Below are 13,725 nucleotides of genomic sequence, written 5' to 3'. Positions count from 1 at the left end.
GATCGTCACAAGAGTCGTCTACGAAATTGTTGACAATCTCGTATGGGATGCTTAGCGTCACCATCGAGGAGAGGAGCCGGGATGACCACGACGCCGAAGGAAGGGGAGGCCGGAAAGCAGGCCGCGCTCGACGCGCTGCGGGCCGCCCTCATGGCGGGCGACGTCGTCCCGGGGCAGCGGTTGGTGGAGGCCGAGCTGGCCGAGACCTTCGGCGTCACGCGCGCGAGCATGCGGGCCGCCTTGATCGACCTGACCGCGGAAGGCCTGGTGGAGCGCATCCCGCACCGCGGGGCCCGGGTGCGGGTGGTGTCGGTCGAGGAGGCCGTGGCCATCACCGAGTGCCGCATGGTGCTCGAGGGCCTCTGCGCGGCCAAGGCGGCCGAGAAGGTGACCGACGACGAGATCGATTCGCTGCGTGAGCTGGCGAAGCGGCTTCAGTCGGCGGTCGACGACGGCGAGTCGATGAAGTACTCCGAGCTCAACCGCGAGCTGCACCGCACGGTGCGCGAGATCGCGGGCCAGGCCGTGGCCGCGGAGATGCTGGAGCGGCTGCACGGCCAGATCGTCCGCCACCAGTTCCGGCTCGCCATGCGCGCGGGGCGACCGCACGTGTCGCTGCCCGAGCACCTGGCGATCATCGAGGCCATCTCCCGCCGCGACCCGGACGCCGCCGAGCAGGCGGCCCGGGCGCACCTGCGCAGCGTGATCACCGCGCTGCGCGAGACCGACAACTGAGCGATGGAGCAGCCTGAATGAACAACGTGGTGGTGACCGACGTCCCCCGGGCGGCCGGCGACAAGATCGACGAGCTGGCCGCCTTCGGAGTCGCCACGGTGCACGAGGCGCTCGGGCGCGTCGGCTACGTCGGCACCGAGCACCGCCCGCTGCACCGCGGCTCGCGCATCGGCGGCTCGGCCGTGACGGCGCTGTGCTGGCCCGGCGACAACATGATGATCCACGCCGCCGTCGAGCAGTGTCAGCCCGGTGACATCCTCGTGGTCACCACCGCTTCCCCGTCCACCGACGGCATGTTCGGCGAGCTGCTCGCCACCTCGCTCGTGTCGCGCGGCGTGCGCGGTCTGGTGATCGACGCGGGCGTGCGCGATGTCGCGGAGCTCAAGGAAATGGGCTTCCCGGTGTGGTCGCGCGCGATCAGCGCGCAGGGCACCGTGAAGGCCACCGCCGGTTCGGTCAACGTGCCGGTGACCGTGGGCGGCCAGACCATCCACGCCGGTGACGTGATCCTGGCCGACGACGACGGCGTGCTCCGGGTGGCGCAGGCCGACGTCGAGCGCGGCATCACCGCGTCGAAGGCACGCCTGGCCAAGGAAGAGCAGACGCGGACCGCGCTGGCCGGCGGTGAGCTGGGGCTCGACCGCTACGGCCTGCGGGAGAAGCTCGCTTCGCTCGGCGTGCGCTGGGTGACCGCCGAGGAGTACGCGAAGGAGCAGGCGTGACCGCCTCCCGCGGAGGCGGCACCACGAACGGCGTCCCCTGCCTGCTGATGCGCGGCGGTACCTCGAAGGGCGCCTACTTCCGCGCCGAGGACCTGCCCGCCGACGCGGCCGAGCGCGACGATCTGCTGCTGCGGATCATGGGCAGCCCGGATCCGCGCCAGATCGACGGCATCGGCGGCGCGCACCCGCTCACCAGCAAGGTCGCGGTGGTGTCGCCGAGCACCTCGCCCGATTCCGACGTCGACTACCTGTTCCTGCAGCTCGGCGTGGCCGAGGCGACCGTGACCGACCGGCAGAACTGCGGCAACCTGCTCGCGGGGATCGGGCCGTTCGCGGTGGAACGCGGCCTCGTGCCGGCCGGCGACGACGAAACGACCGTGCGCATCCGCATGGTCAACTCCGGCAGCACCGCCGTCGCCCGCTTCCCCACTCCCGGCGGGGTCGTGGAATACGCGGGTGACACGGCGATCTCCGGCGTGCCCGGCACCGCGGCGCCCGTGGTGCTCGACTTCGCCGACACCGCCGGCTCGACGGGCCACGGCCTGCTCCCGACCGGGAACCTCGTGGACACCGTGGACGGTGTTGAAGTGACCTGTGTGGACAACGGCATGCCGGTCGTCGTCGCGCGGGCCGCCGATTTCGGGCTCACCGGCTACGAGACCGTGGAGCAGCTCAAGGCCGACACCGCGCTGCGGGACCGCGTGCAGTCGCTGCGGCTTCAGGCGGCGGAGCTGATGGGCCTCGGCGACGTGCGCGACAGCTCGGTGCCGAAGACCACCCTGGTCGCGCCGCCCGTCGACGGCGGCACCATCTGCACCCGCACGTTCATCCCGCTCGAACCGCACACGTCGATCGGGGTGCTCGGGGCCGTGAGCGTGGCCACCGCGCTGCTGCTGCCGGGGGCCGTCGGGCACGAGCTGGCGAAGCTGCCCGGCACTTCGCGCATCGACGTGGAGCACCCGACCGGGCACCTGCAGGTCGAGGTCGAGGTGGACGAGACGCAGACCCCGCCGCGGGTGCGCCGCAGCGGGGTCGTGCGCACGGCCCGGAAACTCTTCGACGGCACGGTTTTCCCGCGCTGACGCGCTTTCCCGGGAGTGCCGCTCAGGCGCCCCTGGGGAACGCGTGCGCGCGGCCGCCGAGCACGGCGACCACCGCGCCCGCCAGCAGCACCAGCGAAGCCCAGGTGATCGACGCCGTGCCGAACGCCTCGATCAGGAGACCGCCGGCGAGCCCGCCCAGCGCGATCGAGGCCGAGAAGAACGAGATCACGATCGACTGCGCAACGTCGGCGGCGTCCGGCGTCGCGTTGATCGCGCCGCCGATGAACAGGCTCGGCGAGCTGCCGAAGGCCAGGCCCCACGCCGCCGCGGCCACGTAGACCAGGACCGGCGACCCGGAGAACACGGCGAGGACGAGCACGCTCACCGCGAACAGCAACGTGCTGGCCACGATCAGCTTGCGCAGGTGGTGGTCGATGTGGGCGCCGACCACGACCACGCTCAGCACCGAGGTCACGCCGAACGCGAACAGCACCCACCCCGCCTGGTCCGCCAGACCGGCGGCCCGCAGGAAATCGGTCACGTAGGTGTAGAGGATGTTGTGCGCCACCATGTACGTGGTGAGCGCGAACAGGATCGTGCGCACGCCGGGCATCGTGAGGACCTGGCCGACGGTGAAGCGTTCGTGCCCCGCCTGGCCGGGCAGGTTCGGCACGAACACCACGAACCACCCCATCGTCAGCACGCTCAGCACCGCCGAGATCCAGAACGCGGTCTGCCAGCCGCCGAAGGTGCTCAGCCACGCCCCGGCCGGCACGCCCAGCGCCAGGGAGATCGGTGTGCCCGCCAGCGCGATGGCGATGGCCCGGCCCTGCACGGCCCGGGGCGAGAGGCGGGCCGCGTAACCGGCGAGCTGCGTCCAGACCAGCGCGGTGCCGAGCCCGGCGACGAACCGGATCACCATCGTGAGGGTGTAGTCGGCCGAGAGCGCGGTGAGCGCGTTGGTCACGGCGACGGTGCCCAGCGCGACCTGCAGCACGGTGCGGCGCGACCACTTCGCCGTGAGCCGCGCCAGCGGGATCGCCGCGAGCGCGGTGGCGGCGGCGTAGATCGTCACGATCTGGCCGGTGGCCGCCACGCTCGTGTGCAGCGTGCGGCTGATCTCGGGCAGCAGGCCGGCGGGCAGGCACTCGGTGAGGATGCCGAGGAACCCGGCCAGGAAGAGGCCGAAGAGGGCCTTGCCCGGAAGCCGGTCGCGGCCGCGGACGGCGGGTGAAGCGGTGCTGGTTTCGGTCATCTCACTGTCCTGGTGCTGCGCGGGACGCGGTGTCCCGCTCGGTGAAAGGTGCCCCCGGGATGCCGGGGACGAGTTCACTGTGCGCCGGGCGCGAGGGGTTACCCAGAGGCCTGTTTCGCGTACGTCCCGGTTGCCTACCACCGGCAGGGACAGGCTTGCGAGCAGCGGTTTTCCGGCCGCGGCGGGATACTGGGCGGCATGGCCACGCACCCCGGCGCCGAGCCGGCCCTCGACCCACGCGCCGAGCTGAGCGAGTTCCTGCGCTCCCGGCGGGCCCGGCTGCAGCCGGGCGACGTGGGGCTGGCGCAGTACGGCCGGCGCCGCCGCGTGCCGGGTCTGCGCCGTGAAGAGCTGGCGCAGCTGGCCGGGGTGTCGGTGGCGTACTACACGCGCCTGGAGCAGGGCAACGGCCGCAACGTGTCGCTCGAGGTGCTCGACGCGATCTCCGCCGCGCTGAAGCTGTCGGAAACCGAGCACGCGCACCTGCTGCACCTGGCCAAACCGCAGCGGCGCAAGCGGTCCGCGCCGCGCCGGCGCCAGCAGGTGCGGCCCGTGTTGCAGACCATGCTCGACGCGATCGACAGCGTGCCCGCGTACGTGTGGGGCCGCCGCACCGATGTGCTCGCCTGGAACAGGACGGCGTCGGCACTGTTCGGCAACTGGGCCGCGCGGGCGCCGGAGGACCGCAACTGGGCGCGAATCGTGTTCCTCGACCCCGCCGCCCGCACGCTCTACGCCGACTGGGACACCAAGGCCGCCGACGTCGTGGGGCAGCTGCGGCTCGACGCCGGCCAGCACCCGAACGACCCGCTGCTCACCGAGCTGGTCGGCGAGCTGTCGGTGAAGAGCGAGGACTTCCGCTCGCTGTGGGCCGCGCACGACGTGAAGCGCAAGACCCACGCCACGATGCGGCTGCGGCACCCGCTCGTCGGCGAGCTCACGCTGTCGTACGAGACGTTCACGCTGCCGGAAGACCAGGACCAGTCGCTGTCGGTCTACCACCCCGAGCCCGGCTCGCCGTCGGAGGAAGCGCTGCGGCTGCTCGCCAGCTGGGGCCCCGACGCGACCGCGCGCGACCGTGCCGCGGGCGCGGCGAAGCACTAGCGTGGGTCGCGTGACCCCTCACGAAGCGTCTACAGAGGACAGTGCGCGCGGCCGCCGGTGGCACCGGCTGGTGACCACGTTCCAGCGCCGCGTCGGCAACCCCGTGCTGTCGCGGCTGCCCGGGCAGATCCTGCTGGAGACCACGGGCCGCACGTCGGGTCTCCCCCGGCGCACGCCCGTCGGCGGGCGCCGGATCGGCGACGAGTTCTGGCTCGTGTCGGAGTTCGGCACGCGCTCGCAGTACGTGCGCAACCTGCAGGCCGACCCGCGCGTGCGGGTGCGGCTGCGCGGGCGCTGGCACGCCGGCACCGCGCACGTGCTGCCGCAGGACGACGCCGTGGCTCGGCTGAAGTCCTTGCCGCGCTTGAACAGCACGGGCGTGCGAGTGCTCGGCAACAACCTGCTGACGGTGCGCGTCGACCTGGTGTGATCGGCACGCGGTGAACTGCTGAGGGCTACCGCGCGAGCCGCTCCGCGAGCCACCGCACGGCGAGCGGGTAGCGGTAGTCGATACCGCCGTGGCCGGCGTCGAAGAGCTCGAAGTGCAGGCGGTCCTCGGGCAGGCCGGCCTTCAGCAGCTCGTCGCGGAACGCCGCGGCACCCAGGTCGAGGAACCACTCGTCGCGGGTGCCCGCGTCGATCCAGACCGCGTCGAGGCCGCGCAGCGTTTCGGCGTGGGCCGGGGCCATCCGCACCGGGTCCCAGGCGAGCCAGCGGTCCCACACCTTCGGGTCGAGCCGGCCGGTCACCGGGTCGAACGGCAGCTCGGGCGTGCCGTCCTCACGGGCGGAGAAACACGCCGCGACGCCGAGAGCCACGAGCAGCGACTCGTCACCGGGCTTGATGAACGACGGGCGGGAGCGGAAGTCGTCCCACCAGCGGAAGATGTCGTGCCCGTACTCGCGCAGCACCCGCGCGGCCCGGCCGAACTCGGGCACGTAACTCAGCTCGTAGAGCGTGTCGCCGGCGTGCGTGGCGAGCGAGCCGAACAGGTCCGGCCGCAGCATCGGCGTGATCATCGCGCCGAAGCCGCCGGAGGACTTGCCGGTGATCGCGCGGGACTCGCGCGCGGGCAGGGTGCGGTAGTGGGCGTCGACCCACGGCACGACCTCGTCGCAGAGGTAGGAGTGGTAGCGGCCGGTGCCGGGCGAGTCCACGAACTGCGAGCCGCCGTAGCTCGTCCAGGCGTCCACGTAGACCACCACGCACGGCGGCGCGCCGGCGGCGAACACCGCGTCGGCCGTTTCCGGGTAGGAGCGGCGGAACGCGGTGCGGTTGGCCCACATCCCGACCTGGCCGGTGAAACCCTGGATCACGTAGATCGCCGGGTAGCGCGCCGTCGAGTCGTCGTAGTCCGGCGGCACGTACACCCACAGGGGGCGCTCGTGCGGGTCGCCGAGCGGGTTGTCCCGCAGCAGCTCCGAGGTGAAGGTGTGGCTCTCGAGCCGGCCGGCGAGCGGGGCGTCCCAGGGCAGCATGGGAACAGTCAACCAGCTCGCGCCGGGGGCCGTCGGCGATCCACCCGTTCCACAGTGGAATCACGCAGGGAATCGCGGACGATCGGGGTCCTTGACACACTCGGTTTTGCCCGACCATGCTCGCGGGCGGGCGCGGTGCCCCGGCAGCGGTGGGAGGCACGGCGGACCATGACGGTTCTCGGATGGTTGCGAAGCCGGGACAACAACCTTTCGGCGCTGCGCCGCACGGGCCGGGCCGCGATCGTGCTGCCCTCGCTCTTCGCGGTCGGCAACCTGCTGCTCGGCGACGCCGTCACCGGCTTGTTCGCCTCGGTCGGTTCGGTGGCGCTGCTGCTGTTCGTGGACTTCGGCGGCCCGATCCGCGACCGGGTGTTCGCCCAGGGCGCGCTGGTGGTCGCCGGTGCCGCGCTGGTCTCGCTGGGCACGCTCGTGTCGCGGACGGTGTGGCTCGCCGCCGTGACCACGGTGGTGGTGGCGTTCGTGGTGCTGTTCGCCGCCGTGGTGAGCTCGGTGCTCGCGAGCGCGACGACGTCGCTGCTCGTGTCGTTCATCCTGCCCGCGAGCCTGCCGGGCTCGCTCGCCACGCTGCCCGACCGGCTGCTCGGCTGGGCCATGGCCGGGGTCGTGTCGATGGTCGCCATCGCCGTGCTGTGGCCCTCGCCGGTGCGCAACCCGTTGCGGATCGCGACGGCGCGGGCGTGCGCGCTGCTGGCGCAGCGGCTGCGGACCGAGGTCGAGTGCGTGCGCTGCGGCTTCCTGCCGAACCTGGTGGCGGAGGTCGACGACGTCGTGGCCGAGTCGCACGCAGCGGTGACCGCGTTGCGCGACTCGTTCTTCGGCACGCCGTACCGGCCGACGGGGCTCACGACCTCGACGCGCACGCTCGTGCGGCTGATCGACGAGGTCGTGTGGCTCGAAGAGATCCTGGCGCGGATGCCGGTGGCGGAGGGGCACGGCGCCACCACAGCGGCGGTGTCCGAGGTGAAGCTGGCCGCCGCCCTGCTGCTCGACCACGGCGCGGGGCTGCTCAAAGCGGTGGCGTCGGCGCCCGACGACCTGATCGCCGAGGTGGCCCGCCTGCACACGGCGCGCCACGCGATGGAACTCGCGGTCACGTCGGCCTTGCCGGCCCCGGACACGGCGGAGTTCGTGACGTCGCTGGAGCCGAGTTTCCGCGCGCAGGAGATGACCTTCGCGATCTCGGCGATCGCACAGAACATCGAGCTGACCGTGGCCGCGCGGCGGCGCACCTGGTGGGAGCACCTGATCGGGCGGCGCCCGGACGGGGCCGGCTCGGCGCTGTCCTCGGTGCAGGAACGCACGGGCGCGCACGTGGCGTGGAACTCGGTGACGATGCACAACAGCCTGCGCGGCGGCATCGCGCTCGGGGCCGCGGTGCTCATCGCGGGGCTGACCGGGGTGGAGCACTCCTTCTGGGTCGCGTTCGGGACCATGGCCGTGCTGCGGTCCAACGCGTTGAGCACCGGGCAGAGCGCGGTGCGGGCGCTGCTCGGCACGGTCGCGGGGATCGTGGTCGGCAGCGCGCTCATCCTGCTGCTGGGCCACGACACCACGGTGTTCTGGGCGCTGCTGCCGATCGCCGTGGTGTTCACCGGGCTCGCGCCCGCCGTGATCTCGTTCGCCGCCGGGCAGGCCGGGTTCACGGTCGTGCTGCTCCTGCTCTTCTCGCTCATCCAGCCGGCCGGGCTGAAGCTCGGGCTGGTGCGCGTGGAGGACGTCGCGATCGGCTGCGCGGTGAGCCTCGTGGTCGGCATCGTGTTCTGGCCGCGCGGCGCCGCGGCGGAGCTGCGTCAGACCCTCGCCGACGGCCTCGCCGAAAGCGCCCGCTACCTGCGCGGGGCCGTCGAGTACGGCGTGAGCCGCTGCGACACTCTCGTGCCCGCGACCAGCGAGCCCGGCGAGGAGAACCGGCGCGCGGCCGCCGCGGCCCGCCGCCTCGACGATGCCTTCCGCGGCTTCCTCACCGAACGCGGCCCCAAGCACGTGCCCCTGGCCGACGTCGCCACCCTGATCACCGCCGTCGCCGTGCTGCGCCTCACCGCGGAGGCCGTGCTCGACCTCTGGCGCCGCGACGCCGGCGGCAGCGCGGCCGGCGACCGCACCGCGGCCCGCACCGAAGTCCTCGCCGCCGGCGACGAACTGGCCCGCTGGTACGAGGACACGGCCACCGCCCTCACCGGCTCCGGCACCTTCCCGCCGGTCAAGTCCCGCGACCCGGCCGCCGACGCCCGCCTCCTCACGGCCGTCCACCGCGACCTCTCCGGCGCCGACCACCAGGGCACCGCCACCGCCGTGAAGATGATCTGGACCGCCGACCACCTCGACGCGGCCCGCCGCCTGCAGCCCACGCTGGCCGGCCCGGTGAAAACGGCGGCGAAGCACTCGTCGCTGCTGAGCTGAGCTCAGCGGCAGCTCCCGGCGTGGTCGACGCGGGACAGTCCCGGCAAGCGAGCATGGGTCATGTGCTCAGGGGAACGCACGCCACTCGGCCGAAAGATGCCGAGCTCCGGCACCACAGCGGGCCAGACCCGAGCCCCTCCACCGGCACCCCAGGCCGGCCTCGCCAGTGGCTACAGCGGCAGGGTGCTCTTCGCTGCCGAGCTGAGCTCGGCTGGGCGCCCCGCCCGGCGGGCGCGTCGAGCGGGACGAGCCCGGCAAGTGAGCACGGGTCGGGGCCTTCCGAGCCGAACGTCGCCTGGCCGAACGTGCCGAGTCCCCGGCGCCACCGGCCGAGATCGACCAAAGCCAAGCCCGCCACTGCAATCGACGCCGGACGGGCCGGCGCCTACCGCGGACACTCGTCGCTCCTCAGCTGAGCAACCGACGCATTTCGCAGCCGGTGCCCGGCGATCAACCCCGATCACCGGGCACCGGTTGAAAAACAGTTACTCCGTCGCCTTCGAGACCAGCGTCGACAGGCCCTTGCCCAGCGCCTCCACCACCCCTGCGACGCCGGCGCCGGCGTGGTGCCGCGCGCCGAGCCACGCCGCGTCGTTGTAGGTGACGTGCGTGCGGCCCTGCTCGTCTTCCCAGGCCAGCGCCTTCAGCGGCAGGTCGAGGCCGCTCGTGGGGGCGTCGTTCAGCAGCGGGGTGCCACCCTTGCCGTGGCCGAAGACCAGCAGCTGCATGGGGCGCAGGGAGAGGCCCGCGGCCTCGGCGTTGGCGGCGTGGTCGATGCGCGCGAACACGATGAGCCCCGCGCCTTCGGCCAGCTGCGCGAGCCGGTCCACCGTCTCTCCCACCGGGTGGCTGCTCGCCACCGTCACCAGGCCGTCGTCCGCCATCGTCGCTCCCTCGTCCTCGCCGGGTTCCCGGGTGGACGCTACTCCCGGCGCGTTATTCCCGATCGGGCGGGAAAAGCGCGGGTTTCCCAATGGCTGGTTCCGCCTGCCGCGCACCCGCGTCCCGGCGCACACTGCGAAGGCAGGCCGAGCGGAAAGGACGCGCAACATGGCAGGTGGACCCTTGCTCGCCGTCGCTTTGGACGGGGCAGGCTGGCACCCGGCGGCGTGGCGGGAGCCGGCTGCGCGGCCGGCCGAGCTGCTCACGGCCGGCTACTGGACCGACCTGGTGCAGGAGGCCGAAGCGGCGAAGCTCGACTTCGTCACCTTCGAGGACTTCCTGTCCCTGCGTGCCGAAGACGGCACGGACGTGGTGCAGGGCCGCCTCGACGCGGTCATGATCGCCTCCCGGGTCGCCCCGCTGACCTCGCGCATCGGTCTGGTGCCGACGGCCGTGGTCACCCACACGGAGCCGTTCCACCTGTCGAAGGCGATCGCGACGCTCGACTTCGTGAGCGGCGGCCGCGCCGGGGTGCGCGTGCAGGTGTCGCGCCGCGACGAGGAGTACCGCAACTTCGGGCGGCGCGAGCCGGGTGAGGTCCCCGAGCTGTTCGCCGAGGCCGCGGACTACGTGGAGGTGCTGCGCCGGCTCTGGGACAGCTGGGAGGACGACGCGGAGATCCGCGACGTCGCCACCGGCCGGTTCGTCGACCGCGACAAGCTGCACTACATCGACTTCGAGGGCCCCTGGTTCTCGGTGAAGGGCCCGTCGATCACGCCGCGGTCGCCGCAGGCCCAGCCGCCCGTCGCCGCCCTGGCGCACAACGACCGCGCGTACCGGCTGGCCGACCAGGTCGCGGACCTCGTGTACGTGACGCCCCACGACCGCGCCGACGCCGCGAAGATCCGCAGCGACCTCGACGAACGCCTGCGCGTGTTCGCCGACCTCGTGGTGTTCCTCGACGAGAAGCCCGGCGCCGCGGCCGCCCGCAAGGCGCGCCTCGACGAGGTCGCCGGCGCCGAGTACACCTCCGACGCGACCGTGTTCACCGGCACCCCTTCCGAGCTGGCCGACCTTTTGCTCGACTGGCACGCCGCCGGCCTCACCGGCTTCCGCCTGCGTCCCGGCGCCCTGCCCGACGACCTCACCGCCGTGACCCGCGGTCTCGTGCCCGAGCTGCGCTCGCGCGGCGCGTTCCGCCACGACTACGAGGCCACCACGCTGCGGGGCCTGCTCGGCCTGCCCCGCCCCGCGAACCGCTACGCCGCCTGAGGAGGGGACCGATGACCACACCGAAGCAGATCCACCTCGCGGCGCACTTCCCGGGCGTGAACAACACCACCGTGTGGAGCGACCCGGCGGCCGGCAGCCACATCGAGTTCAGCTCGTTCGTGAAGCTCGCGCAGACGGCCGAACGCGCCAAGTTCGACTTCTTCTTCCTCGCCGAAGGCCTGCGGCTGCGCGAGCAGAACGGCCTCATCTACGACCTCGACGTGGTCGGGCGCCCGGACACGTTCACCGTGCTCTCGGCGCTGGCCGCGGTCACCGAGCGCCTCGGGCTCGCCGGCACGATCAACTCGACGTTCAACGAGCCGTTCGAGGTGGCCCGGCAGTTCGCCACGCTCGATCACCTCTCGGCCGGGCGCGCCGCCTGGAACGTGGTGACCTCGTGGGACGCGTTCACCGGCGAGAACTTCCGCCGCGGCGGCTTCCTGCCGCAGGACCAGCGCTACTCGCGCGCCGAGACGTTCCTGCGCACCGCGTGGGAGCTGTTCGACTCGTGGCGCGGCGACGAGGTGCTCGCCGACAAGGCGAGCGGCCGCTTCCTGTCCGACGCGAACGCCGGCGCCTTCTCCCACCACGACCAGCACTTCACCATCGACGGCCGCTTCCCGGTGCCGCGCGGGCCGCAGGGCCGTCCCGTGACCATCCAGGCCGGCGACTCCGAGGAAGGCCGCGAGTTCGCCGCCGCCACGGCCGACGCCATCTTCAGCCGCTACGGCACGCTCGAAACCGGACAGCCGTTCTACCGGGACGTGAAGGGCCGCCTCGCCAAGTACGGCCGCACGCCGGAGCAGCTCGTGATCCTGCCGGCCGCCACGTTCGTGCTCGGCGACACCGACGCCGACGCCCACGAGAAGGCCCACGAGGTGCGGCTGCAGCAGGTCAGCGAGCAGACCGCGGTGAAATTCCTGGAACAGCTCTGGAACACCGACCTGTCCGGGTACGACCCGAACGGCCCGCTGCCCGCGGCCGACCCGGCCGTGGGCGACGACCTGATCTCGAAGGGCCGTGCGAGCGTGCGCATGTACCGCGACCCGCTGGCCACGGCGAAGGAGTGGCGTCAGCTGGCCGAAGCCAAGAACCTCACCGCGCGGGAGGTCGTCGTGGAGGTCACCGGGCGCCAGACGTTCATCGGCTCCCCGGCCACCGTCGCGACCGCCATCAACGACCTCGTGCAGAACGACGCGGCCGACGGCTTCATCCTCGTGCCGCACGTGACCCCGGGCGGGCTCGACGAGTTCGCCGACACGGTCGTGCCGCTGCTGCAGGACCGTGGCGTGTTCCGCACGGAGTACTCCGGACCCACGCTGCGCGACCACTTGGGACTGCCGACGCCCTGAGGCCGGGTGCCCCGGTCGGCTGCGGGCCGACCGGGGCGCCGCGAGCCCGAAGTCCACAGAGGACGGACGGTTTGGCAACGTCAACGGCTTTGCGAAGGTTGCGCACGCGCGGGTTCGCCACGGTGGGCCGACCCCTATTCGCCACACCGTCCGGGTGAAGCGGTGTCGCGTTTGCTTGCCGCGGAGGCGGGTATCCGGAATCGTTGTCGTGCAACGAGAACGGAGGACGCCATGACCATGGCCGAACAGGACAGCCGCCCGCGGGCGGACGCGGACGACGAACCCGCGCCTCGCACCACCGCGCTGCCCGCGCAGAACCGCCGGGACGCCGGCAACGAGATCCGGATCGCCGCCCAGCGCGCCGGACGCGAATGGCAGCAGCCGGAAACCGACTGACCTGCCCGATCCACTCCCCTCCCCCGTCCCCGAACACGCGGCTCACCCGCGCACCGGCCTCGACCACCGGCCTTGAAACCGGCGCCGAGGACCGGACTCGGAGACTGACCCCGAAACCGGCCCCGACCACCCGCGACGCCACCCGTCGCTCCCGGAGCAGGCCCCACGACCACGGCACCGGACGGCAGATCCCAGTCCGGCCCCGTCGTCCTTTGTGGACTCTCCGCGGCCCGCGCGGGCCGATCAGGAGACGAACTGCTGACCACCGTCGATGTCGTACGTCGCGCCGGTCAGCGCGGTGTTGGTCATGAGGTGCACGGCGAGCGCGCCCACGTCGGCCGGGGTCACCACGCGGCCGATCGGCAGCGTGGCCCGCAGCTCGGCCCGCCGGTCGTCGAGGTGCTCACCCAGCAGCGAAGCCGACAGCGGCGTGTCCACGAACCCCGCCGCGATCAGGTTCACCCGCACCGGCGCGATCTCCAGCGCGAGCGCGGCCGCGAACGCGGGCAGCGCGGCCGTGGCCGCCGAGGCGATGCCGAGCGCCCGGCTCACCCGCCGGCCACCGGTGCCGCCCATCAGCACGAGCGAGCCGCCCGGCGGCATCTTGGCGACCGCGTTGCGGGCCACTTCGAGACCGACCACCACGTGGTCGCTCAGCGCCTCGCGGATCTTGTCCGCGGCCATGTCCAGCAGCGGCCCGTACCGCGGCCCGCCCGCGGTGATCAGCACGTGGTCCACGGTCGTCACGCCCTGGAAGAACTCGGCCATCGCCGCCGGGTCGGTCGCGTCGAAAGCCGCGCCGGCCTGGGCGCCGACCTCGGCCACGGCCGCCTCGAGCCGGCCCGGGTCACGCCCGGTGAGCACCACCTCGGCGCCCGCGGCCCGCGCGAGCCGCGCGGTCTCGAACCCGATCCCGGCACTGCCCCCGATGACCACCACGGTCTGCCCCGCCAGCCCCGGCCCTCGCTCGACGTCGGTCATCCGTCCTCCGTGGTCCGCCCCGACACTGCAGCCGACCCAGGCTAGCCGGTCCGCCCCGGCCCCGGACCGGCCGTGAAAATCTCC

At 72.8% G+C, this 13,725-nt stretch carries 13 protein-coding genes; 9 read left to right on the top strand and 4 right to left on the bottom strand.

Going from position 1 to position 13,725, the window contains the following annotated elements:
• Positions 1-81 precede the first annotated feature (81 nt).
• Genes VSH64_RS11530 through VSH64_RS11520 form a run of 3 tightly spaced genes read left to right on the top strand, consistent with a single transcriptional unit; the run spans position 82 to position 2,539 of the window.
• The gene (locus tag VSH64_RS11530; protein WP_326835540.1) at positions 82-735 is read left to right on the top strand and encodes a GntR family transcriptional regulator; all 654 of its coding nucleotides are present in this window, start codon (positions 82-84) and stop codon (positions 733-735) included.
• A 17-nt stretch (positions 736-752) separates the two neighbouring features.
• Entirely contained in the window at positions 753-1,457 is a 705-nt protein-coding gene (locus tag VSH64_RS11525; RefSeq protein WP_326835539.1) for a 4-carboxy-4-hydroxy-2-oxoadipate aldolase/oxaloacetate decarboxylase, read from the top strand.
• Positions 1,454-2,539 (top strand): 4-oxalomesaconate tautomerase, encoded by a 1,086-nt coding sequence (locus tag VSH64_RS11520; protein WP_326835538.1) that lies wholly within the window; start codon positions 1,454-1,456, stop codon positions 2,537-2,539. The genes VSH64_RS11525 and VSH64_RS11520 overlap by 4 nt, the downstream gene beginning before the upstream one ends.
• Before the next feature lie 22 nt (positions 2,540-2,561).
• Here VSH64_RS11520 and VSH64_RS11515 read toward each other — a convergent pair whose 3' ends face one another.
• On the bottom strand, positions 2,562-3,755 hold the full coding sequence (locus tag VSH64_RS11515; RefSeq protein ID WP_326835537.1) for an MFS transporter: 1,194 nt from the start codon (positions 3,753-3,755) through the stop codon (positions 2,562-2,564).
• 198 nt (positions 3,756-3,953) lie between these two features.
• Between VSH64_RS11515 and VSH64_RS11510 the strand changes: the two genes are divergently transcribed.
• Both VSH64_RS11510 and VSH64_RS11505 read left to right on the top strand, forming a co-directional pair.
• On the top strand, positions 3,954-4,859 hold the full coding sequence (locus VSH64_RS11510; RefSeq protein ID WP_326835536.1) for a helix-turn-helix domain-containing protein: 906 nt from the start codon (positions 3,954-3,956) through the stop codon (positions 4,857-4,859).
• A 10-nt stretch (positions 4,860-4,869) separates the two neighbouring features.
• On the top strand, positions 4,870-5,289 hold the full coding sequence (locus VSH64_RS11505) for a nitroreductase/quinone reductase family protein (RefSeq protein WP_326835535.1): 420 nt from the start codon (positions 4,870-4,872) through the stop codon (positions 5,287-5,289).
• 25 nt (positions 5,290-5,314) lie between these two features.
• On the opposite strand, the gene VSH64_RS11500 is transcribed toward VSH64_RS11505, so the two are convergent.
• Complete coding sequence (locus VSH64_RS11500) at positions 5,315-6,337, bottom strand: alpha/beta hydrolase-fold protein (RefSeq protein ID WP_326835534.1); 1,023 nt, start codon at positions 6,335-6,337, stop codon at positions 5,315-5,317.
• Between the two features lie 168 nt (positions 6,338-6,505).
• Between VSH64_RS11500 and VSH64_RS11495 the strand changes: the two genes are divergently transcribed.
• Positions 6,506-8,758 carry an FUSC family protein gene (locus VSH64_RS11495; RefSeq protein WP_326835533.1) on the top strand — a complete coding sequence of 751 codons (2,253 nt, stop codon included), beginning with the start codon at positions 6,506-6,508 and terminating at the stop codon, positions 8,756-8,758.
• 485 nt (positions 8,759-9,243) lie between these two features.
• On the opposite strand, the gene VSH64_RS11490 is transcribed toward VSH64_RS11495, so the two are convergent.
• The gene (locus VSH64_RS11490) at positions 9,244-9,642 is read right to left on the bottom strand and encodes a DUF302 domain-containing protein (protein ID WP_326835532.1); all 399 of its coding nucleotides are present in this window, start codon (positions 9,640-9,642) and stop codon (positions 9,244-9,246) included.
• A 166-nt stretch (positions 9,643-9,808) separates the two neighbouring features.
• On the opposite strand from VSH64_RS11490, the gene VSH64_RS11485 reads away from it, so the two are divergent.
• The 3 genes from VSH64_RS11485 to VSH64_RS11475 all read left to right on the top strand — a co-directional run bounded on the left by VSH64_RS11485 (position 9,809) and on the right by VSH64_RS11475 (position 12,660).
• A complete protein-coding gene (locus tag VSH64_RS11485; RefSeq protein WP_326835531.1) occupies positions 9,809-10,912 on the top strand; it encodes an LLM class flavin-dependent oxidoreductase in 1,104 nt (367 codons plus the stop codon).
• 11 nt (positions 10,913-10,923) lie between these two features.
• Positions 10,924-12,264, top strand: a complete 1,341-nt coding sequence (locus tag VSH64_RS11480) for an NtaA/DmoA family FMN-dependent monooxygenase (RefSeq protein WP_326835530.1) — start codon at positions 10,924-10,926, stop codon at positions 12,262-12,264.
• A gap of 231 nt (positions 12,265-12,495) precedes the next feature.
• Positions 12,496-12,660 (top strand): hypothetical protein, encoded by a 165-nt coding sequence (locus tag VSH64_RS11475; RefSeq protein WP_326835529.1) that lies wholly within the window; start codon positions 12,496-12,498, stop codon positions 12,658-12,660.
• 243 nt (positions 12,661-12,903) lie between these two features.
• Here VSH64_RS11475 and VSH64_RS11470 read toward each other — a convergent pair whose 3' ends face one another.
• On the bottom strand, positions 12,904-13,641 hold the full coding sequence (locus VSH64_RS11470; RefSeq protein WP_326835528.1) for an SDR family oxidoreductase: 738 nt from the start codon (positions 13,639-13,641) through the stop codon (positions 12,904-12,906).
• Between the last annotated feature and the right edge of the window lie 84 nt (positions 13,642-13,725).

Source organism: Amycolatopsis rhabdoformis (assembly GCF_035918295.1).
In the GTDB taxonomy this organism is placed as follows: domain Bacteria; phylum Actinomycetota; class Actinomycetes; order Mycobacteriales; family Pseudonocardiaceae; genus Amycolatopsis; species Amycolatopsis rhabdoformis.
This window is presented reverse-complemented; position numbering and strand designations above follow the sequence as displayed.